At 61.9% G+C, this 21,002-nt stretch carries 17 protein-coding genes and 1 tRNA gene; 12 read left to right on the top strand and 6 right to left on the bottom strand.

The features are described from left to right. Positions 1–46: 46 nt before the first annotated feature. The 5 genes from fdhD to ACLRDN_RS07285 form a co-directional block, all read right to left on the bottom strand. Positions 47–889 (bottom strand): formate dehydrogenase accessory sulfurtransferase FdhD, encoded by an 843-nt coding sequence (fdhD, locus tag ACLRDN_RS07305; RefSeq protein WP_413459598.1) that lies wholly within the window; start codon positions 887–889, stop codon positions 47–49. Between the two features lie 79 nt (positions 890–968). Next, positions 969–3,842 carry a formate dehydrogenase subunit alpha gene (gene fdhF / locus ACLRDN_RS07300; protein WP_413459597.1) on the bottom strand — a complete coding sequence of 958 codons (2,874 nt, stop codon included), beginning with the start codon at positions 3,840–3,842 and terminating at the stop codon, positions 969–971. A gap of 53 nt (positions 3,843–3,895) precedes the next feature. Then, entirely contained in the window at positions 3,896–5,458 is a 1,563-nt protein-coding gene (locus ACLRDN_RS07295; protein WP_413459596.1) for a formate dehydrogenase beta subunit, read from the bottom strand. Continuing rightward, positions 5,458–5,934: a formate dehydrogenase subunit gamma gene (locus ACLRDN_RS07290; RefSeq protein ID WP_413459595.1), complete on the bottom strand. Its 477-nt coding sequence runs from the start codon at positions 5,932–5,934 to the stop codon at positions 5,458–5,460. The genes ACLRDN_RS07295 and ACLRDN_RS07290 overlap by 1 nt, the downstream gene beginning before the upstream one ends. Before the next feature lie 491 nt (positions 5,935–6,425). After that, positions 6,426–8,072: an OFA family MFS transporter gene (locus tag ACLRDN_RS07285; RefSeq protein WP_413459594.1), complete on the bottom strand. Its 1,647-nt coding sequence runs from the start codon at positions 8,070–8,072 to the stop codon at positions 6,426–6,428. A gap of 229 nt (positions 8,073–8,301) precedes the next feature. On the opposite strand from ACLRDN_RS07285, the gene ACLRDN_RS07280 reads away from it, so the two are divergent. Both ACLRDN_RS07280 and ACLRDN_RS07275 read left to right on the top strand, forming a co-directional pair. Continuing rightward, positions 8,302–9,369, top strand: a complete 1,068-nt coding sequence (locus ACLRDN_RS07280) for a substrate-binding domain-containing protein (RefSeq protein ID WP_413459593.1) — start codon at positions 8,302–8,304, stop codon at positions 9,367–9,369. Between the two features lie 123 nt (positions 9,370–9,492). After that, positions 9,493–10,467 (top strand): LysR substrate-binding domain-containing protein, encoded by a 975-nt coding sequence (locus ACLRDN_RS07275; RefSeq protein WP_413459592.1) that lies wholly within the window; start codon positions 9,493–9,495, stop codon positions 10,465–10,467. Between the two features lie 10 nt (positions 10,468–10,477). Here ACLRDN_RS07275 and ACLRDN_RS07270 read toward each other — a convergent pair whose 3' ends face one another. Then, on the bottom strand, positions 10,478–11,392 hold the full coding sequence (locus ACLRDN_RS07270) for a LysR family transcriptional regulator (protein ID WP_413459591.1): 915 nt from the start codon (positions 11,390–11,392) through the stop codon (positions 10,478–10,480). A gap of 168 nt (positions 11,393–11,560) precedes the next feature. Here ACLRDN_RS07270 and ACLRDN_RS07265 point away from each other — a divergent pair, with 168 nt between their 5' ends. From ACLRDN_RS07265 to ACLRDN_RS07220, 10 genes are all read left to right on the top strand, one after another. Beyond that, positions 11,561–12,499 (top strand): D-hexose-6-phosphate mutarotase, encoded by a 939-nt coding sequence (locus ACLRDN_RS07265; protein WP_413459590.1) that lies wholly within the window; start codon positions 11,561–11,563, stop codon positions 12,497–12,499. Positions 12,500–12,714: 215 nt separating this feature from the next. Further along, complete coding sequence (locus tag ACLRDN_RS07260) at positions 12,715–13,794, top strand: tartrate dehydrogenase (RefSeq protein WP_413459589.1); 1,080 nt, start codon at positions 12,715–12,717, stop codon at positions 13,792–13,794. A 288-nt stretch (positions 13,795–14,082) separates the two neighbouring features. After that, positions 14,083–14,523, top strand: coding sequence for a surface-adhesin E family protein (locus tag ACLRDN_RS07255; RefSeq protein ID WP_413459588.1), 441 nt, complete (start codon positions 14,083–14,085; stop codon positions 14,521–14,523). Positions 14,524–14,600: 77 nt separating this feature from the next. After that, a tRNA-Leu gene (locus ACLRDN_RS07250) sits at positions 14,601–14,685 on the top strand. Positions 14,686–14,893: 208 nt separating this feature from the next. After that, on the top strand, positions 14,894–16,153 hold the full coding sequence (locus ACLRDN_RS07245; protein WP_413459587.1) for a tyrosine-type recombinase/integrase: 1,260 nt from the start codon (positions 14,894–14,896) through the stop codon (positions 16,151–16,153). A gap of 102 nt (positions 16,154–16,255) precedes the next feature. Next, positions 16,256–16,894 carry a hypothetical protein gene (locus ACLRDN_RS07240; RefSeq protein WP_413459586.1) on the top strand — a complete coding sequence of 213 codons (639 nt, stop codon included), beginning with the start codon at positions 16,256–16,258 and terminating at the stop codon, positions 16,892–16,894. A 132-nt stretch (positions 16,895–17,026) separates the two neighbouring features. Then, on the top strand, positions 17,027–17,260 hold the full coding sequence (locus ACLRDN_RS07235) for a helix-turn-helix transcriptional regulator (protein WP_413459585.1): 234 nt from the start codon (positions 17,027–17,029) through the stop codon (positions 17,258–17,260). Further along, entirely contained in the window at positions 17,260–17,541 is a 282-nt protein-coding gene (locus ACLRDN_RS07230; RefSeq protein WP_413459584.1) for a helix-turn-helix domain-containing protein, read from the top strand. The genes ACLRDN_RS07235 and ACLRDN_RS07230 overlap by 1 nt, the downstream gene beginning before the upstream one ends. Positions 17,542–17,814: 273 nt before the next feature. Then, entirely contained in the window at positions 17,815–18,147 is a 333-nt protein-coding gene (locus ACLRDN_RS07225; protein ID WP_413459583.1) for a hypothetical protein, read from the top strand. Between the two features lie 8 nt (positions 18,148–18,155). Further along, a complete protein-coding gene (locus ACLRDN_RS07220; protein WP_413459582.1) occupies positions 18,156–20,837 on the top strand; it encodes a DUF927 domain-containing protein in 2,682 nt (893 codons plus the stop codon). Positions 20,838–21,002: the final 165 nt, after the last annotated feature.

The following is a 21,002-nucleotide window of genomic DNA, read 5'->3' as shown; positions in this document are numbered from 1 at the left end:
GCTCTGTTCATCGATTGTCCGTCAATTCTTCATCCGCGCCGCTGCCTCACCGCAAACGATGCGGCCGCGCATACACCACGTGGCCCTGCTTGCGCACGAAACCCAGCAGCGTCACATCCGTCTCTTCGGCCAGCCGGATCGCCAGGGCGGTCGGGGCTGATACGGCAGCGATGAAACCGATGCCGACCGTGGCCGCCTTTTGCACCATCTCGTAACTGGCGCGGCTGGTGATGATGGCCGCGCCCTGCGAAAAATCGGTCTCCTCTTCGGCCAGCGCGCCGATAAGCTTGTCCAGCGCATTGTGGCGGCCCACATCTTCGCGGACCAGCACGATGCGGCCCGACGCATCCATCCACGCGGCCGCATGCGTGGCACCGGTGGCCTGCTGCAAGTGCTGCCCGGCCTGCATCTGCTCAAAAGCCGCATGCACCTGCTCCACCGAAAACACCGCGCCGCCGCGCACGGCCTGCGGATGCCGCACCGCCTGCTCCAGCGTCTCGGCACCACACAGCCCGCAACCGGTGCGCCCGGTGAGGTTGCGGCGCTTTTCCTTGAGCGCCACGAAGCGCTCGGTGGCGATGCGCATCTGTACCTGCACGCCTTCGCAGCCGGGGACAATCTCGCATTCATACAGCTCGCCCGGCGCGGCCAGGATGCCTTCGGTAAGCGAGAAGCCCAGCGCAAAATCTTCCAGGTCGGCGGGTGTAGCCATCATCACGGCGTGCGAGATGCCGTTGTATTCGAGGGCGATGGGGACTTCCTCGGCGACCACATCGTCGACCGTCTCGCGCTGGCCATCGCGCCAGCGATCTACCTGCACGCGGGCGAAGGTGGCGTAGTCGCCAGTGGTGTCGTCGATGACTGGGCTGCTGCTGTTGCGTGTGTTCATGCTGTCCTGCCTGATGCGGATGGGTTGGGCTCGTGTCTGCGGAAATCACGCCGGCACGAGCCCGCCAGGCCCGCGCCGCTTACTTCGTCACCAGGGGTTCCGCCTGCGCCTCGCCCTTGAGCAGATCGAGCTGCGCACGGTTGAAGCGCTCGTAGTGCTGCTGCCATTGCGAGGGCTGCGTCACCGGCATCACCTGCACCGCCGTCACCTTGTACTCGGGGCAGTTGGTGGCCCAGTCGGAGTTGTCGGTGGTGATGACGTTGGCACCCGATTCGGGGAAGTGGAAGGTGGTATAGACCACCCCCGGCTGCACCTTCTCGGTCACCGTCGCCCGCAGCACGGTCTGGCCTGCACGCGACTCCACGCCGACCCAGTCACCCTCGCGGATGCCACGGTCCTCGGCATCGTGCGGGTGGATTTCCAGCCGGTCTTCGCTGTGCCATTGCGAGTTCTCGGTGCGGCGCGTCTGCGCGCCCACGTTGTACTGCGACAGGATGCGGCCGGTGGTCAGGATCAGCGGGTAGCGCTGCGTCACCTTCTCGTCGGTGGCGAAATACTGCGTGTTGATGAACTTGCCCTTGCCACGGATGAAGCTGCCTACGTGCATGATGGGCGTGCCTTCCGGCGCGGCATCGTTGCAGGGCCACTGGATGCTGCCGAGTTTTTCCAGCTTGTCGTAGCTCACGCCGTGGAAGCTGGGGGTCAGGGCGGCGATCTCGTCCATGATTTCCGAGGGGTGATTGTACGGCATCGGGTAACCCAGCGCTTCGGCCAGCGCCACCGTGACTTCCCAGTCGGACTTGCCGGCCTTGGGCGGCATCACCTTGCGCACGCGCGAGATGCGGCGCTCGGCGTTGGTGAAGGTGCCATCCTTTTCCAGGAAGGACGAACCGGGCAGGAAGACGTGCGCGTACTTGGCCGTTTCGTTCAGGAACAGATCCTGCACCACGATGCATTCCATGGCCTGCAAGGCCGCCGCAACGTGCTGGGTATTCGGGTCCGACTGGACGATGTCTTCCCCTTCGCAATACAAACCCTTGAAGCTGCCATCGAGGGCCGCATCGAACATGTTGGGAATGCGCAGGCCCGGCTCCGGGTTCAGCGTCACACCCCAGGCCTGTTCAAACTGGCCACGCACGGTGGAGTCCGAAATGTGCCGATACCCCGGCAACTCATGCGGGAAGGAACCCATGTCGCAGGAGCCCTGCACATTGTTCTGCCCGCGCAGCGGGTTCACGCCCACGCCTTCGCGGCCGACGTTGCCGGTACACATGGCCAGGTTGGCGATGCCCATCACGGTGGTCGAACCTTGCGCATGTTCGGTCACGCCCAGGCCGTAATAGATCGCGGCATTGCCGCCGGTGGCGTACAGGCGAGCTGCGCCACGAATGATGTCAGCGGGCACGCCGGTGACGGCGGCCATGGCTTCGGGGGAATTGTCTTCGCGCAGGACGAATTGCTTCCAGTCCTGGTACGACTGCAGGTCGCAGCGTTCCTGGATGTAGGACTCGTTCTGCAGGCCTTCGGAGAGGATCGCATGGGCCAGCGCCGTGATGATGGCCGTGTTGGTGCCGGGGCGCAGCTTGAGGTGATAGTCGGCCTGCAGGTGCGGGGACTTGACCATCTCGGTAGTGCGCGGATCGATCACGATCAGCTTGGCGCCCTGGCGCACACGGCGCTTGATCTGCGAAGCGAACACCGGATGGCCGGCCGCCGGGTTGGCCCCCATGATGAGGATGACGTCGGACTTCATCACCGATTCAAAGGTCTGCGTACCGGCCGATTCACCCAGGGTCTGCTTCAGGCCATACCCGGTCGGCGAGTGGCAGACGCGGGCGCAGGTATCGACGTTGTTGTTGCCGAAGGCGGCGCGCACCAGTTTCTGGACCAGATAGGTTTCTTCGTTGGTGCAGCGGGAAGAGGTAATGCCGCCGATGGAATCCTTGCCATGCTTGGCCTGGATGCGGCGGAACTCGCTGGCCGCGTAGGACAGCGCTTCTTCCCACGACACTTCGCGCCAGGGGTCGTTGATGCTCTTACGGATCATGGGGTTCAGGATGCGGTCCTTGTGGGTCGCATAGCCCCAGGCGAAGCGGCCCTTGACGCAGGAGTGGCCTTGATTCGCCTTGCCATCCTTGTACGGCACCATGCGCACCACTTCATTGCCCTTCATCTCGGCCTTGAAGGAACAACCCACGCCGCAATAGGCGCAGGTGGTGACCTTGCTGTGCTCGGCCTGGCCCAGCATGATGACGGTCTTTTCCGTCAGCGTCGCGGTCGGACAGGCCTCCACGCAGGCGCCGCAGGAGACGCATTCGGATTCCATGAAGGCTTCCATCTGCCCGGCCGAGACACGCGACTCGAAACCGCGGCCGTTGATGGTCAGCGCAAAGGTGCCTTGCGTTTCTTCGCAAGCCCGCACGCAGCGGTTGCAGACGATGCACTTGGAAGGGTCATAGGTGAAGTAGGGATTGGATTCATCCTTCTTCATCTTGGTGTGGTTCTCGCCCTCGTCACCGTAGCGCACTTCACGCAGGCCGACCACGCCGGCCATGTCCTGCAGTTCGCAGTTGCCGTTGGTGGGACAGGTCAGGCAATCCAGCGGGTGATCCGAGATGTAGAGTTCCATCACGCCACGCCTGATCTCGGCCAGCTTGGGGGTCTGCGTCTGCACCTTCATGCCCGGTTCGCAGGGCGTGGTGCAGGAGGCCGGATAGCCCTTCATCTTGCGGCCATCCTTTTCGATTTCCACCAGGCACAGGCGGCAGGAACCAAAAGGTTCCAGGCTGTCGGTGGCGCACAGCTTGGGCACGTTGATGCCGGCCTCGACCGAGGCGCGCATGACCGAGGTGCCGGCCGGGACCGTCACGGCCACGCCGTCGATCTCCAGCGTGACCATCTGTTCCGAGGCACGTGCGGGCGTGCCGTAATCCGTTTCGTTGAGCTGATTCATGGTGCAACTCCTTGCATTCGCTGATGCGCTGATGCGCTAAATCGCTGATGGGATCAGGCTGCCTGTTCGCCGGGCGCGCCGAAGTCTTCGGGGAAATGGTTCAGGGCCGACAGCACCGGGAACGGCGTCATGCCGCCCATGGCGCAGAGCGAACCATTGACCATGGTGTCGCACAGGCTCTTCAACAAATGGATCTGCTGCGGGCGTTCCTCGTTGGCGATGATCTTGTCGATCACTTCCACGCCGCGGGTGGAGCCGATGCGGCAAGGGGTGCACTTGCCGCAGGATTCGACAGCACAGAATTGCATGGCGTAGCGGGCCTGTCTGGCCATATCGACACTGTCGTCAAACGCCACCAGCCCGCCATGCCCGATCATCGCGCCGATCGCGGCGAAAGCTTCATAGTCGAGCGGTGTATCGAATTGCGAGGGCGGTAGGTACGCGCCCAGCGGCCCGCCCATCTGCACCGCGCGGATCGGACGGCCCGAGGCACTGCCGCCGCCGAAGTCTTCCAGCAACTGGCGCAGCGTGAGGCCGAAGGCCTTCTCCACCAGGCCACCCTGTTTGATGTTGCCGGCCAGCTGGAACGGCAGCGTGCCGTGCGAGCGCCCTACGCCGTAGTTCTTGTAGAAGTCCGCGCCGCGCGCCAGGATCACCGGCACCGAGGCCAGCGAGATCAGGTTGTTGATGACGGTCGGCTTGCCGAACAGGCCCTCGATGGCCGGCAGCGGCGGCTTGGCGCGCACCACGCCGCGCTTGCCTTCCAGGCTTTCCAGCATGGCGGTTTCTTCGCCGCAGATGTAGGCCCCTGCGCCCTTGCGCACTTCCAGCCGGAAGGATTTGCCGGAACCGAGAATGTCATCGCCCAGGTACCCACGCTCGGTGGCGATGGCGATGGCGTCGTTCATCGTCGCAATCGCATGCGGATATTCGGAGCGCACATAGATGTAGCCCTCGGTCGCGCCCACCGCGACGGCAGCGATGGTCATGCCTTCGATCAGCGTGAAGGGATCGTCCTCCATGATCATGCGATCCGAGAAGGTGCCCGAGTCGCCCTCATCGGCATTGCAGACCACGTACTTCTGCGCGGCCGGTGCGCGCAGCACGGTCTGCCATTTGATGCCGGTCGGGAAGGCCGCACCGCCCCGGCCACGCAAACCCGAATCGATCATCTGCTGGACGATGGCCTCCGGTGTCTTGGCCAGCGCATTCTTCAATCCGGCATAACCTTCATGGGCCAGATAATCGTCCAGCGAGAGCGGATCGATGATGCCGACCCGCGCGAAGGTCAGGCGCTCCTGATTCTTGAGGAAACCGATTTCTTCAGTCAGGCCCAGATGCAGCGTGTGCTGGCCTCCGGCCAGCAGGCCCGCATCGAAGAGGCCGCTGACATCTTCGGGCGTCACCGGCCCATAGGCCACGCGGCCGGCTGCGGTGGCCACTTCCACCAGCGGCTCCAGCCAGAACATGCCGCGCGAGCCATTGCGCACCAGCTTGATGGACTGGCCGCGTTTTTGCGCTTCGGCGGCGATGGCGGCTGCGACTTCGTTGGCGCCCAGCGCCAGCGCGGTGGAGTCGCGCGGGACGTAGATGGTCACGGGTTCGTGCGTACTCATCATGCCTCCCGCTTGGCCTGGATCAGGCGCTTGAATTTGTCGGCGTCGACACGGGCGTGCAGCTCGTGGTCGAACGTGAGGTTGGGCCCGATGGCGCACTGGCCCAGGCAATACACCGGTTCCAGCGTGAACTGGCCATCGGCGCTGGTCTCATGGAAACCGCAGCCCAGCACGTTCTGTGCATGTTCAGCCAACGCTTCGCTGCCGCGCGCCTGGCAGGCCTCGGCGCGGCACACCTGCACGACGTGGCGGCCGGCCGGTTCCTGGCGGAAGAAGTGATAGAACGAAATCACGCCATGCACCTCGGCGCGCGAGACGTTCAGCTCACCCGCGATCATCGGGACCGCATCGGCAGGGATGTAGCCGACCTTGTCCTGGATGCCGTGCAGGATGGGGAGCATGGCGCCGGCCATGCCCTTACGTTCAGCGATGATGCCGCGCACCGCCGCCACGTCGAAAACCTGTTGCCTCTTCATTGTTGCCTCCTGTGTTGCTTCGATGCGGACCTGGTCCTTCTCCCGGAGGATCTTCTGGGGTCCGCGCAAATGACGAATGAAAGGAAATGGCCGCGCCTAGGGAGGAGCAGCCTGGGGAAAGCAGATCAAGGGATGGGGAGAACAATGCGGCGGCATGACGCTGCCCCGGTGAAGGGTGCGCACGGCCGTGCGAGATGAACCAGCTGGTCTCCGTTGTTGCATGTTCGCCCTGCCTTGATGGGTTGGTGTGAACACTGCGGATGCTGGCCTGCCCTTACCGGGGGACGGGCCATGCTCCTGTTTTTTGATAGTCGCTGACACAAGCTGCCCTGGTTCACGGGGCCATGGCAGCTTGTGTCAGCGGCTTTCGCCGCTGCGGTCCTGCGTGCAGGCCGGGTGGAGCCGGCCTGCGGGTGAGTCGAGATGGCTTGACTGATTCTTTACAACACTACGTAATCGAACAATCAAGCCGTCAATTAGGTTTTACCTGATCAACGGAACAGCACGGCCGACTTCTGCAGCACCAGGGTGATACCCCAGATCAGCGGAATGCCGACAGCGGCCCAGGCCAGGCCGATGAAGAGCGGATTGCCGCCACTACCGATCTGCGACATGTCGCCCGAACCGGCGGTGACGGCGGCATCGGCGGCCGACTTTTCGTGGGCCAGCTGCTTTTCACGGGCCAGTTCTTCCGGGGTCATGAAGTGCTTGGCGTCGACCGGGCGGATCAGCAGGTTGCAGATCAGGCCCAGTACCAGCATGCCGGCCAGGATGTACATGGTGGTGTTGTAGACCTCGTTCTTGGGCATGCCCAGGGACAGCTGGTACTCACGCATGTAGTTCACCACCACCGGACCCAGGATGCCGGCGGTTGCCCACGCGGTCAGCAGGCGGCCGTGGATGGCGCCCACCATCTGGGTGCCGAACAGGTCGGCCAGGTAAGCCGGCACGGTAGCGAAGCCGCCACCATACATCGACAGGATGATGCAGACCGCGCCCACGAACAGCGGGATGTTGCCCGACTTGGCCGACCACGGCAGGCTCACGTACAGCACGAAGCCCAGCACGAAGAAGATGGCATAGGTCATCTTGCGGCCGAAGAAGTCGGAGCACGAAGCCCAGGCGAAACGGCCACCGATGTTGAACAGCGAGATCAGGCCCGTGAAGCCGGCAGCCAGTGCCGCGATACCGGCCTTCTGCTCGACCGACAGGTCATTGAAACCGATGTCCACGCCCAAGAGCTTGCCGCCGAAGACTTCCTGCAGCATCGGCGAAGCGATGCCGATGACGCCGATACCGGCCGACACGTTCAGGCAGAGCACCAGCCACACCAGCCAGAACTGGGGAATGCCCCAGACCTTGGAGACGTGCACGTGGTTCTGGGTGATCATGGTCGCCGAGGACTTGGCCACCGGCGGGGTCCAGCCAGCCGGCTTCCAGCCGGTGGGCGGCACGCGGTAACCGAAGGCACCGGCCATCATGAAGACGAAGTAGATCACGGCCATGACCACGAAGGTTTCCCACACGCCCACCGAGGTGGGGGAAGCAAACTTCTTCATCAGCGCATCGGCCAGCGGGGTGCCAACCAGGGCGCCACCACCGAAGCCCATGATGGCCATACCGGTGGCCATGCCGCGACGGTCAGGGAACCACTTGATCAGGGTCGACACCGGCGAGATGTAGCCCAGGCCGAGACCGACGCCACCGATGACGCCGGAGCCCAGCCACATCAGCCAGATCTGGTGCGTCTTCACGCCCAGGGCCGAGATCAGCAGGCCGCCGCACCAGCAGATGGCAGCCACCACACCGGCCTTGCGGGGACCGGCGTGTTCCAGCCAGCCGCCCCACAGTGCGGCCGAGATGCCCAGGAGGACGAAGAACATCGTGTACATCCAGCCCAGCATGGAAATCTTCCAGTCACAGGTGGACGAGAAGACTTGCGCGAAGAAGCCGATGTCGGCGCCACAGGCGATGGGCGCAGTCACGCCCAGGGCCTTGGACAGCGGCAGCCAGAACACCGAGAAACCGTAGGCCATGCCGATGCAAAGGTGGATTGCGAGTGCCGCTGGCGGTACCAGCCAGCGATTGAAGCCGGGCTTGGCGACCGTGTGTTCCTTGTTCAGGAAATCGAAAGCCATTATTCCTCCGAATATTTTATGTGTGTGTGATGTGGGTAAATCGAAGGAAGGATTGCATCGCAAAGCCGGTAGGGCCGGATCGTGACTCCAGCCCATCTTTGCGGCGATATCCTTCTCTTTTAATTTATTTATTTATGTACAACACCGCATATATTTCCTATCATTTATGCGGGGTGACGCGAAATTATCACCGATAAACGGCCGTTTCAATATGCTTTCTTTCACATAAATGTTTAAAGTCCACATCAAACCTCACTGGGAAATCGCCTATGACAACGAGGCGGCGCTGGACACGGCCAACTTGTTGACGCTGCTCACGGCGATCCAGCAGAGCGGCTCGATTGCGCGTGCCGCGCAATTGACTCGCTATTCGTATCGCCATGCCTGGGGCCTGTTGCGCGACGCCGAGCGCCTGTTCGGCAACGCCTTGATTGAAAGCGGCCGTGGCCGCGGCACCACACTGACCGATTTCGCCAGCAAGCTGCTGTGGGCCGATCGCCTGGTGACGGCGCGTCTGTCCCCGACCCTGGACAGCCTGGCCTCGGAGCTGGAAGTGGAATTGGGCAAGACGGTCGAAGGCAAATCAGAGAAGGTGCGCCTGAACGCCAGCCACGGCTTTGCGGTGGCGGCGCTGCTCAACAAGATCAACGAAGCCCGCCTGCCGGTAGAGGTGCGCTATCGCCACAGCACCGATGCGGTGGCGGCGCTGTCGCGCCAGGAGTGCGACCTGGCGGGCTTCCACGTACCGCTGGGCGAATTCGAGAAACCGGCCATCGCCGCTTATGCCAAGTGGCTCAACAAGCGCAGCGATTGCCTGATCCACCTGGCCATCCGCAACCAGGGCTTGTTCATCGAACCGGACAATCCCAAAGGCTTGCGCGGCCTGGCTGACCTGACCCGCACCGACCTGCGCTTCGTCAACCGTGAAGCGGGCTCGGGCACGCGCATGCTGCTGGAACTCATGCTCAACGGCGCCGGCATCGCCCACAAGAAGATCAACGGTTTCGAGAACACCGAGTTCACGCACTCGGCGGTGGCGGCCTTCATCGCCAGCGGCATGGCCGATGTCGGCTTCGGCGTACAGACGGCGGCGCAACGCTTCGGGCTGGGCTTCATTCCGCTGGTGCGCGAGCGCTACTTCTTCGCGCTGCCGGCAGCGTCCTTGCAGGATCCGCTGATCCGCTCGGTGATCGACATCCTGCAATCGGACAGCTTCCGCAAGGTGGTCAACAACCTGGCCGGCTATGACGCCACCGACATGGGCAAGATCCAGACCATCAAGGAAGCCTTCGGCTAAACCGCGACGTTGCCCCAAGCGCCGCTTGTGGGCCACCGGCTAAGCGGCTACACTCGCGCCCCTGGCCTGCTGCCGTCCTGGCAGCAGGCCAGTTTTATTTCGCTGCCACCGCCCCACTGCACCATGAATTCCGCTGCCAGCCTTTCCCCCGCCCTGTCTCCCGTCCTGCCGGCCCTGGCCGGGATGGATGCGCGCCTGCTGCGCCTGCTCGATGCCGTCCTCGATGAAGTGCACCTGGCGCGCGCCGCCGCGCGCGTGGGCCTGCCGCTGCCGGCTGCCGCCAGTGCGCTGGAGCGATGCCGGCAATTGCTTCGTGATCCGCTGCTGGAAGATGGCGGCACGCAGATGCGGCTGACAGCCACGGCACAGGCGCTGCGTGAATCGGTGCGCCAGATGCTGGCCGGCGATGCGCAGGCGCAGATGGCCAGCCCGACGCAGCAGGTGCCATCGCAAGCCGCTGTGACGCAGCGCGTGCGCATCCTCATGCCGGACTATCCGGCGCAAGTCGTAGCGCATGCGCTGTATCAGGAGCTGGCTACGGCCGCGCCCGCCTTGGACCTGGAATTCCAGACCTGGCTGGGCGACGCCGATGCGACCGCCCGCTTGGAGCGCGGACAGACCGACCTGGTGCTGGGCAGTGCCGCCCCGGGCGGCCAGCTGCGCGGACGCGAAGTCCTGCAGGAGCGCTGCGTGGCCGTCATGCGACGCGATCATCCTGCCGCCCATTCGCTGACGCTGGCGCGCTGGCTCTCGTATCCACATCTGCAGATCGCCTGCCACGACACCCTCAACCGCATGATCGACGAACAGGTCGCCATGCAGGGGCTGCGTCGTCGCGTGGGCATGGTGGTCCCGAATTTCCTGATGGCCCCGGCCCTGTTGCAGGGCTCGGACCTGATCGCGGTCATGCCCATGCATTGCGTGCCGGCCGCGACCGCCGCGCACCCGGTGGCGCTGACTTGTCTGCGCCCGCCCCTGCCGCTGGAGGCGCCGCCGTTGCGCCTGCTGCAGCATCGCCGCCATGCGGAGGATGCCTCGGTGGCGCTGGTGGCACAGGTGCTGGAACGCATCGTGCGGCAGCGATTGGACGGGCGTTGAACGATCTCGGCTACACCGTCGCCGACGACGCCGTCACATCCAGGTGCTTCTGCAGGAAGCGCACGCACTCCCGCACCTTGGCCGAATTCTTCAACTGCATCGGGTAGACCGCACACAGGTCGGCCTCCTGGAAATACTGCGGCAACACCCGCACCAGCCGCCCGCGCTTGAGGCTGTCGGCCACGTCCCAGATCGAGCGCAGGATGATGCCGTGCCCATCCACCGCCCACTGGTGGATGATCTCGCCGTGGTTGGAGGCCAGCCCGCCGGACACCTTCACCGTCTCCTGCCCCTTGGGGCCCATCATGCGCCAGATCCCGAAGGATTGATTGCGCTCGCGGATCACCAGGCACTGGTGCTGGCGCAGCGCGGCCAGGTCAGCGGGCGTGCCATGCTTCTTGAGATAGGCCGGGCTGGCGCACAGCACGCGCTGGCTGGGCAGGATGCGCTTGGAGAACAGGTGCGGCTCATGCCCCGCCCCCACGCGAATATCGAGGTCGATGCCCTCGTTGACCAGATCGATCTGCCGGTCCACCAGCTCCAGCTGTATCTTCAGTTCCGGATGTTCGCTGGCAAAGCGCGACAGCAAGGGCGAGACCACCTTGCGCCCCAGGCCGAAGCTGGTACTGATCTTCAACAAGCCGCGCGGCACGCGCTTGGCGCTGCTGACGGTTTCCATCATCTGCTCGACATCATCGAGGATCTTGCGCGCCCATTCGTGGACATTGCCGCCATCCTCGGTCATGACCACGCTGCGCGTGGTGCGATGGAACAGGCGCACGCCCAGCGCCTGTTCCAGCAGGGCGATGCGCTTGCTGATGTAGGCCGGCGAGGCACCCACTTCACGTGCCGATTCCGCAAAGTTGCTGTGACGCGCCACCACGCAGAACAGGCGCAGGTCTTCAAGCAGGGGAGAATTGTTCACGATATGTAGGCATTGGAGTCCACGATCTGTGGATTATAGTCCCACGTCCATCCTCTCTCCCATGCCCGCGAGACGCTGCGCATCGCCTGCCCCAGCGGCCAATCTCCCGCAAACGCCCGAAATGTGGCAGTCTTGCGCAATCGCAACGAATTCTCTTGGAGTAGCAGCATGAGCCTCATCGACGAACAGGAAGTCCCGCCCGATCTTCCCCACATCCAGCGCATCGAAGTCAATCAGCTGCAATGCCTGCGCGTGCAGACCGAGCGTGCCGAACTGCTGATCGCCGAGCAAGGCGCGCAGGTGCTGCGCTACCAGGTGCACGGGCAGGAGCCGGTGATCTGGATGAGCGAGGAAGCCGCCTTCGAGGCCGGCAATTCGGTGCGCGGCGGCATTCCGGTGTGCTGGCCGTGGTTCGGCGACCTCATGCGCAACCCGCCGCAGGTGCAGGCGCTGCACGCCGGTGGCCGCCTGCCGGCGCACGGCCTGGTGCGCGGCATCCCCTGGCTCCTGATGGAAAACGCCATCGAAGGCGACACCGTACGCCTGGTCCTGGCCATCCCGCCGACGACCGAATCGCCCGCCCTGCGCCACCTGCCGCCGGGCATCGAGCTGCGCCTGGAAATCCTGCTGGACGACCGCCTGCACCTGAAACTCACCACCCGCAACAACAGCGAGCAGCACATCGCCTTGACGCAAGCGCTGCACAGCTACTTTGCGGTCAGCAGCATCCACAACGTGACGGTCGATGGCCTCGAAGGCCAGCGCTACATCGAAACCCTGGAAGGCTGGGCCGAGCGCGAGCAGAAGCGTCCGCTGGTGGTCAGCAGCGAGACCGACCGCATCTATCTGGACCTGCCGCCGCACCTGGCCATCCGTGACGAGGGCTGGAACCGCCGCATCCACATCGAGGCCAGCGGCTCCACTTCGGCCGTGGTCTGGAACCCGTGGGTGAGCAAGGCGCGCCGCCTGTCGCAGTTTGCTGATGATGCCTGGCAGCGCATGCTGTGCATCGAGACCGCCAATGTGATGGACGACCTGGTGGAACTGGAACCGGGCGCCGAACACACCATGGGCGTGAGTCTCTGGGGCGAGACGCTGGGCGGCTGACGCGGGCCCGTGCAGCAGATTCACCGGGCAAAGGCAGTGCTGTGATGACGGCACTGCCTTTTTTCATGGCTGACGTTTTCTGCACTGTTCACGAATCGTGTTTTATAAAATCACCAGTTCGTGGATGATCCCGCGCGGGAAGCGATTTATGATGGCTGCACTTCATATACAGCCCCGGCAAGCCGGTTTCCCCTTTTTCCAGAGGAGCAGCAAGGATGAGCAAGACCCACAAGATCGCCGTCATCGCCGGTGACGGCATCGGCCAGGAAGTGATGCCCGAAGGCCTGCGCGCGGTCGAGGCCGCCAGCAAGAAGTTCGGCATCGACATCGAGTTCACCCATTTCGACTGGGCGCACTGCGGCTATTACGCGCAGCACGGCAAGATGATGCCGGATGACTGGTTCGATCAGTTGAAGGGTTTTGAAGCCATCTTCTTCGGTGCGGTCGGCTGGCCGGCCACGGTGCCGGACCACGTCTCGCTGTGGGGTTCGCTGCTCAAATTCCGCCGCGACTTCGACCTCTACGTCAACCTGCGTCCGGTGCGCCTGATGCCGGGCGTGCCCTGCCCGCTGGCCAACCGCAAGCCGGGCGACATCGATTTCTACGTGGTGCGCGAGAACACCGAGGGCGAGTACTCCGCCATTGGTGGCCGCATGTTTGAAGGCACCGAGCGCGAGACCGTGATCCAGGAATCGGTGTTCAGCCGCAAGGGCACCGACCGCATCCTGAAGTTCGCCTTCGACCTGGCGCAGAGCCGCCCCAAGAAGCACCTGACCTCGGCCACCAAGTCCAACGGCATCGCCATCACCATGCCCTACTGGGATGAGCGCGTCGAAGCCATGGGCGCCAAGTATCCCGACGTGCGCCGCGACAAGTACCACATCGACATCCTGACCGCGCACTTCGTGCTGAACCCGGACCGTTTCGATGTGGTGGTGGCGTCCAACCTGTTCGGCGACATCCTCTCCGACCTCGGCCCGGCCTGCGCCGGCACCATCGGCATTGCGCCCTCGGCCAACATCAATCCCACGCGCGAGCTGCCGTCGCTGTTCGAGCCGGTGCACGGTTCGGCACCGGACATCTTCGGCAAGAACATCGCCAACCCGGTGGCTGCCATCTGGTCCGGCGCGATGATGCTGGACTTCCTGGGCAATGGCGAAGGCAAGTATCGCCAGGCACACGACGCCATGCTGGCGGCCATCGAAGAGGTGCTGGTCAACGGACCGACCACCCCGGACCTGGGCGGCAAGAGCAATACCACGGAAGTGGGCAAGGCGATTGCTGCGGCGATCTGATTGCTCGCCGGTCTGTATTGCAGCAACAAGTGGCTCGCCTGGTGCGGGCCATTTTTTCGTGAGGGGATTTCATGCGGTGGGGGCATGTTCAATCGTAAAGGGCATGTTAGGATGGCCGCACTTTCATTTTTCGCGATCGATGAGTTGGACATGGCTGCAAGCCTGCGCATGACAGGACACCGCTTGCTGGCGGAGCTGCTCTTCTGGAGCATCACGCTGGTGCTGTTGCTGGAGGACGATGTCGCCATGCTGGCCATGATGCTGACCTGACGCGACGCCCAGCCCGACATGGATCCACGCTTCTCTTCTTTTTTCTCCGCGCCACGCCGGTCCCTGCTGCTGGCCATTTTGCTGACTGCGACCTGCCTGCCGGCGCATGCCGAGTGGATGCCGCTGGGGGAGAACAACATCGGCAGCTTCTTCATCGACAAGAGCAGCATCGTGAGCACCCGCAGCGTGCGGCAGGCGCAGATCCTGCTGAACTGGAACCGTCCGCAGCTATTGATGGGCCAGGGCAGCAAGACGTATTACCTGTCGGAGGTCTCGACTGCCTACTTTGATTGCACGGCGCGCCAGCTCGGCTTTGGCAGCCGCAAGATGTATGCGCAGGCCGATGGCCAGGGCCAGTTGCTGCTGGCGCCGCAGCTGGCATATTCGGACGTGAAGCTGCAGGATCCCATTCCCGGCTCGACCGGGGAACGGGCCATTGAGGCGGTGTGCGGTAAATAATTTGCATTGCGGCGTTACCGGGCGCTTGAAGGGCTTGCTCCGGAATGCGAAATCGGTAATAATCGCTGGCTCGCGTCGCCGGGATGGCGGAATAGGTAGACGCACGGGACTCAAAATCCCGCGCCGCAAGGCGTGCCGGTTCGATTCCGGCTCCCGGCACCATTAGTATGCCCAGCAACACCAAAGTTTGCACATAAGCCCTTGATTCTAAACGAACAAGGGCTTTTTTGTTGCCCATCGTTGCCCACGCAAAACCAGTAACTGCAATCCTGAATTGCAGTAACTATCGCAGTAAACCTAAAATAGACGGGTTACTGCAATTCGAGTTACTGCATTTTCACTGCCGGTTACTGCGAAAGGGCTGCCAGCCATGGCGATCAACAAAATCTCAGACACTACCCTTCGTGGTTTGAAGGCGACAGCGACCACGCATAACGGCAAGGGCCGCATTGATGATGGCGGGGGACTGTATTTGCTGCTAGCGGTGAAGGGCGGCGGCAGAGCCTGGCGACTGGATTACACCATCAGCGGCAAGCGCAAGACGATCAGCCTTGGCAAATATCCCGAAACCACCCTGAAGGTAGCGCGAGATTTTGCGGAGCAGGCGCGCAAGGAAGTAGCGGCAGGCATCGACCCCAGCGAATCGCGCAAAGCCAGCAAGGCCACGCAACGCGCCGAGCTGGCAGCAGAAAAGCGGGAGGCATCTGGCCTGCCGTCCATTGACTCATTCGAGTATGTGGCGCGCGAATGGTATGAAAGCCGCGTCAGCGGCTGGTCAGAGAGCCATGCAGGCCGCACCCTTGCCTATCTCGAAAAAGACCTTATCCCCTGGCTGGGCAAATTGCCCATCGCTGAAATCAGAGCCCCTGCCCTACTGGAATGTCTGCGCCGTGTAGAAGATCGGGGCGCGACAGAGACGGCGAACCGGTTGCGCGAGCAGTCAGGCCAGATATGGCGCTATGCCATCGCCACGGGCCGCGCCGAGCGTGACATTGCCGCTGATCTGCGCGGCGCACTCAAACCCCATGAGGGCAAGAATTACTCGCACATCAAAGACCCAAAACAGCTAGGCCAGCTTCTGCGCGATATCGAGGGCTATACCGGCTCCCCGATGGTGAAGACGGCACTTCGCTTGCTTCCCCTGCTATTCACCCGCCCTGGAGAGTTTCGCGCGGCCCGCTGGGCCGATATCGACCTGGATGCGCGAGAGTGGCGCTATGTCGCCCCCAAGACCGGAGCCGATCATATCGTCCCGCTCTCATCTCAGGCGGTGAGCTACCTCACCGAATTGCGGCCACTCACTGGAAATGGCGAATATGTGTTTGGCGTGAGAGCTGGTGCGCGTCCTTTGTCGGAAGGCACTATCAATCAGGCTCTCAAAGGACTTGGCTACAGTGCCGACATGATCCAGCCGCACGGATTCAGGCACACGGCGGCAACCATGCTTGCAGAAATGGGCTGGAACACAGAAGCAATCGACCGCCAGTTAGCCCACAAGGAGGCAGGCGTTAAAGGCGTCTATCAAAAGGCGCAGTACCTGGAGGAACGACGCAAGATGATGCAGGCATGGTCTGATCATGTGGACACTTTGCGCGCCGGTGCGACCGTTATACCAATCAAGGCCGCCTAGTGGCTAACTTTTTGTCATGCCTACCGCGACGGCGGGAAAACAGGTTGTTGCCCCTTTGACCTGCTGGCATGGCTCCCGATTTGAAGGGGTAAGGGGCAGAAATTGCTAATCCAAAAGCGCGGAAGAAAACCACCCGTATTTAAACGAGAGCAACAGCTCAAAGCGGAAGGCGGTCTTGGACCATATGATGATGAAATCGCTTGGTTACGAGAGATAACTTTCGAGCAGCTCGAACGTCTCGGTATTGATCCAGAAAATTCCGAACAAGCGGTTTCGTTTATGGCGGAGAACGCGCCATCTAACAATCTACATCAAACCGAAGGCGGCCTAAGAAAGAAAGCTGAGCAGCTCCTTGCCCAAGTAATGGTAAATCTGATGTTGACCGGCGACTCAGAAAATTACGATGAGCTAACCGTCTTCAGATTGTGTCAATCTTTTTTATATGTCGGATTAGTGGCCGGCACCCCTGATTTTGATTCGCATTACGTTTGCCCTACGTGCATTATCAAGCAGCACTCAAAGCACAACGGCAAGAGCGGCGCTAAAAAGAGGTACGCCCCACTGCACGAACTGAGAGTATGGGCAGTCGAGAAATACAAAATGCGCAGTTGGCCTTCTGCTAGCAACGCAGCGTATCAACTCATGAAGGAGGTTATCGCCCACGGGAAAACCCTCGGCGTTAGTTTGAAGGAATCGAACGCGCAAAGAACTATCGCAGAATGGTTCCGCGAGTCTGACTAGCAGCTAGACCGACACGTCTAGCCGCCACACCGACACGTCTAGCGGCTAGACGATAAAGACAAAGAACTAGCTGTTTGCGAACCTTGCATCACTCCGCCCCGTTGCGGCGGCACTGTGCAAGGAAAGGCAAACATGGAAAACGCAGCATCCCCCAGCAAGGCACTCCCAGCGGACGGCATGAGCCGCTGGAAGCAAATCGAACCATTCTCCCCATTCTCCCGCGAGAAGTTCCGACAACTGGTCATTGCCGGTAAAGCGCCCCAGCCGGTGAAGTTCTCCGAACGATGCACCGCTTACCCTAACCGCGAACTGCACAGGTTCTTTGCTGATCCGCTGAACTATCGTGCCAGCAAGGAGGGAAAATAATGTCCTCGCGCATAAATCAACTGACGGAAATTCTCCGCACCACACCTGGCAATAGCAGGGAGGACCAGCGTTCCCGAATGATGAAGGCCATGCAGCGTACCGGCCATATCACCACCTTTGAAGCGATGCGCTTTCTGGATGTTTACGACCCCCGCCCACGTATCTACGAGTTGCGCGGCGAGGGTAAGCCCGTCAAGACCGTAATGCGCGTCGAGCAGACGGAGAGCGGCGAGCATCACCGTATCGGAATGTACATTTTGGAGGGGCGCACCAATGGCTAACTTGACGCTCTTGGCGCGCTGGCGTGATAATCAGCGGATCCCCGAGAAAGAGGGGAACGGGTTTGGAAGCCTGGATAACATCAAAGCGCACGGGCCGCACAATGCGGCTTTTTTTCGTGCGTATGCTGTCGCGCGTCTTCAATGGGCGGCGGTAGTGGGGAGGCTTCGGCCTGCCGGTTTTCCTTTGGTGTACCGGTCTTCCAATCCTACTATTCGCCGCCCACCCCGTTTGGAAACGGGAAGCGGTGTAACCCACACCAAAGGAGTCACGCCATGACACGCACCACTACACCTAATCAATCCCACGCTGAAGAAGTCAAGACCTTGCGCGCGGCTATTTACGACATGGATGCGCTTTCGCAGTCCGGCTTCGACCGTATCACCGGAATTGCGAATCTCGCCCTCATGGCGATGGAAACGCCGGAAACATATCTGCACCCGGAAAAACTCGCGCAAGCCTTCAAGGCGATTGCCGCTATCTCTGAAGATGCGGTTAGCTGCATCAGTCACTTGGCAGAAGAAACCGGCAACTCGCACAAGAGCGGCAGCGAGCATCGCTTTAGTGCGCGCCTCAAGGCAGAACAGATGAGGGAGGCTTGCGGATGATTGCATCGATGTCGCAAGTCGAATCTCAATTTGCTGAAGCCTTGGCAGCGTATGGCCTGCAACCGCCTGAAGTTGTGGCTGACGGACAGCGCCGCCGTTTTGACGGCCCGGAAGACAAACCCGGCAAGAAATCCGCCTGGTACGTTCTGCACGGCGATGGTGTCCCGGCTGGGGCTTTTGGCGACTGGAAAACCGGGCTCTCTGAAAAATGGTGCGGCCAACCAGACAGCACGATGACAGATGCTGATCGGGCGGAGTATCGCGCCAGGATCGAGAAGGCAAGGCAGATAGCAGAGTTTGAACGCGTGGAGATGGAAGCCGCAGCGGCTACAGATTGCGCGAGGATTTGGGCTGCTGCGCGTGACGCCACGGACGACAATCCCTATTGCCAGCGCAAGGGCATCAAGCCCTACGGCCTGAAGGAGTTCAAGGATCGGCGCACCCTGATCGTCCCGATCCGTGACGCCACTGGGAGAATCACCAGCGCGCAATTCATCGATGCAGACGGGAGCAAGCGATTCAAGAGTCACGGCAAGATCAAGGGCTGCTATTACAGTTTGGGCGGCAAGCCTGCTGATACTCTGCTGATCTGCGAGGGGTTTGCGACTGGTGCCAGTCTGCACGCTGCCACGGGTTTTCCGGTGGCGGTGGCCTTCAATGCTGGGAACCTGGAAGATGTAGCGCGGGCTCTGCACGGCAAGCTGCCTGATATCAGAATCATCGTGTGCGCCGACAATGACCGCTTCAATGAAGGCGGGAATGTGGGCATCGAGAAGGCCACAGCAGCGGCGCGAGCGGTGGGCGGCTATCTGGCAATGCCAGTCTTCCCCATTGATGAAGGAAAGCCCACGGACTTTAATGACCTTCACCAATTGGACGGCGGCGCTGAGCTGGTGCGCCAGGCTATTAAGGAAGCCCAGCCGGTGCAGAAGCAGGATTTGCCAGCGACGGAGCCGGTTTCATTGGTTGAGGAAGAAGCCCCCAAGACTTGCCGCTATGGGGACGGACATTTTGAGCTTTCCATGCGGCGCGGCGTCTTCTATGTTGGTACAGATAGCCAGGGAAACAGCACGGCACCGCAATGGATTTGTGCCCCGCTGGAAGTCATCGCCATGACCCGCGACAGCAAAAGCGGTGCTTGGGGCCGCCTGCTGGCTTGGCACGATGCGGACGGAGTACGCCATCAACAGGCTATCCCAATGGAGGCCCTGCAAGGCGATGGCATCGACATGCGCCGGGAGCTTGCGAGTAATGGACTCGCCATCACTACCAGGCGCGGCACCCGCGATCATCTGGCGACTTATATCCAGGTCTGGCCGGTGAAAGAACGTGCGCGGAGTGTGGAGCGCCTTGGGTGGCATGGGCATGTGTATGTGACGCCAACGGAGTCCATCGGCCAAGATGGGGAGGTAGTAGTCTTCCAGAACTCTCACGCCATTGAACCCGCCTTCTCGACTGCTGGCACCCTGGACGGCTGGCGCGATACCGTGGGCAGGCTGGCCGGTGGAAATTCGCGGCTGGTGTTTGCCTTGTCGGCGGCCTTTGCTGGGCCGCTGGCGGATATCGTCAATGAGGACTCAGGCGGGTTCCATCTGCGCGGCGGATCATCGTCAGGCAAGACAACGGCACTCAAGGCGGCGGCATCTGTATGGGGCAGCCCCAGCACATACCCCAGGCTTTGGCGGGCCACGGCAAACGGCCTCGAAGGACTGGCAGCCCTGCACAATGACGGCCTGCTGATTCTTGACGAACTGAGCCAGATCGACCCCAAGGAGGCGGGGGAGTCGGCCTATCTGCTGGCGAACGGGCAAGGCAAGGCCAGAGCATCACGCACAGGCACTGCGCGGCAGTCTTCGCGGTGGCGTGTCCTGTTCCTTTCTGCTGGTGAGGAGTCTTTATCTGCCCTGATGGCAAGGGCCGGGAAGAAAGCCAATGCGGGGCAGGAAATCCGCCTTGCTGATATCGAGGCCGATGCAGGCGTGGGCATGGGTTCCTTCGAGTTCTTGCATGACCTGGCTTCCCCTGCTGATCTGGCCTTGGCCGTGAAGGAGGCAGCAGCCGCCAACTATGGAACCGCGGGCATTGCGTGGCTGCGCGCCATTGTGAAAGACCGGGAAGCCTTGGTCGCGACGATAGCGGACGGCATGAAGCAGTTTGTCTCTGAGGCTGTGCCTGCTGAAGCCGCAAGCCAAGTTCAGCGGGTGGCCCAGCGTTTCGCACTGGTTGCCGCTGCTGGCGAGCTGGCAACGCACTACGGCATCACCGGATGGCAGCAAGGCGACGCCGACCAGGCAGCGCGTAAATGCTTTGATGCTTGGCTACAAGCCTTTGGCGGTACAGGGAACCGAGAGGAGCGCGGCATCTTGTCCCAGGTGCGGGCCTTCTTTGAGGCCCACGCCGCGAGCAGGTTTGAGGATATCCACGCGACCAATGAGCCCCGAATCATCAACCGGGCCGGGTTCTACCGCATCGGTGAGAATGGAGAACGGGAGTTTCTGGTTTTGCAGGAAGCATTTAAGCGGGATGTTTGCCAAGGCTTTGATCCCAAGGCGGCAATATCTGCACTTCTGGCCGCCGGATGGTTGCAACCCGGCAAGGATGGCAGGCCGACCCAGAAACCAAGAATCCCCGTTCTTGGCAGCACAACCCGATGCTATGTGTTTACGTCGAAGATGTGGGAGGCTGAATAATGCGCCTCGACTTCTCAAAGCTAACGCAGAATAGCCCAAAAACAGTGGGGACACTGGGGACATTGGGGACAACCAATACCGGCGCGGGTTTGCGCCGTCCCCACCATGAAAACGTGACTGGGGACACTGGGGACAAAATCATAGAAAGTCGCGTATTTGTCCCCA

The sequence above is a fragment of the Herbaspirillum huttiense genome (assembly GCF_047300815.1).
Classification (GTDB): domain Bacteria; phylum Pseudomonadota; class Gammaproteobacteria; order Burkholderiales; family Burkholderiaceae_D; genus Herbaspirillum; species Herbaspirillum huttiense_A.
This window is presented reverse-complemented; position numbering and strand designations above follow the sequence as displayed.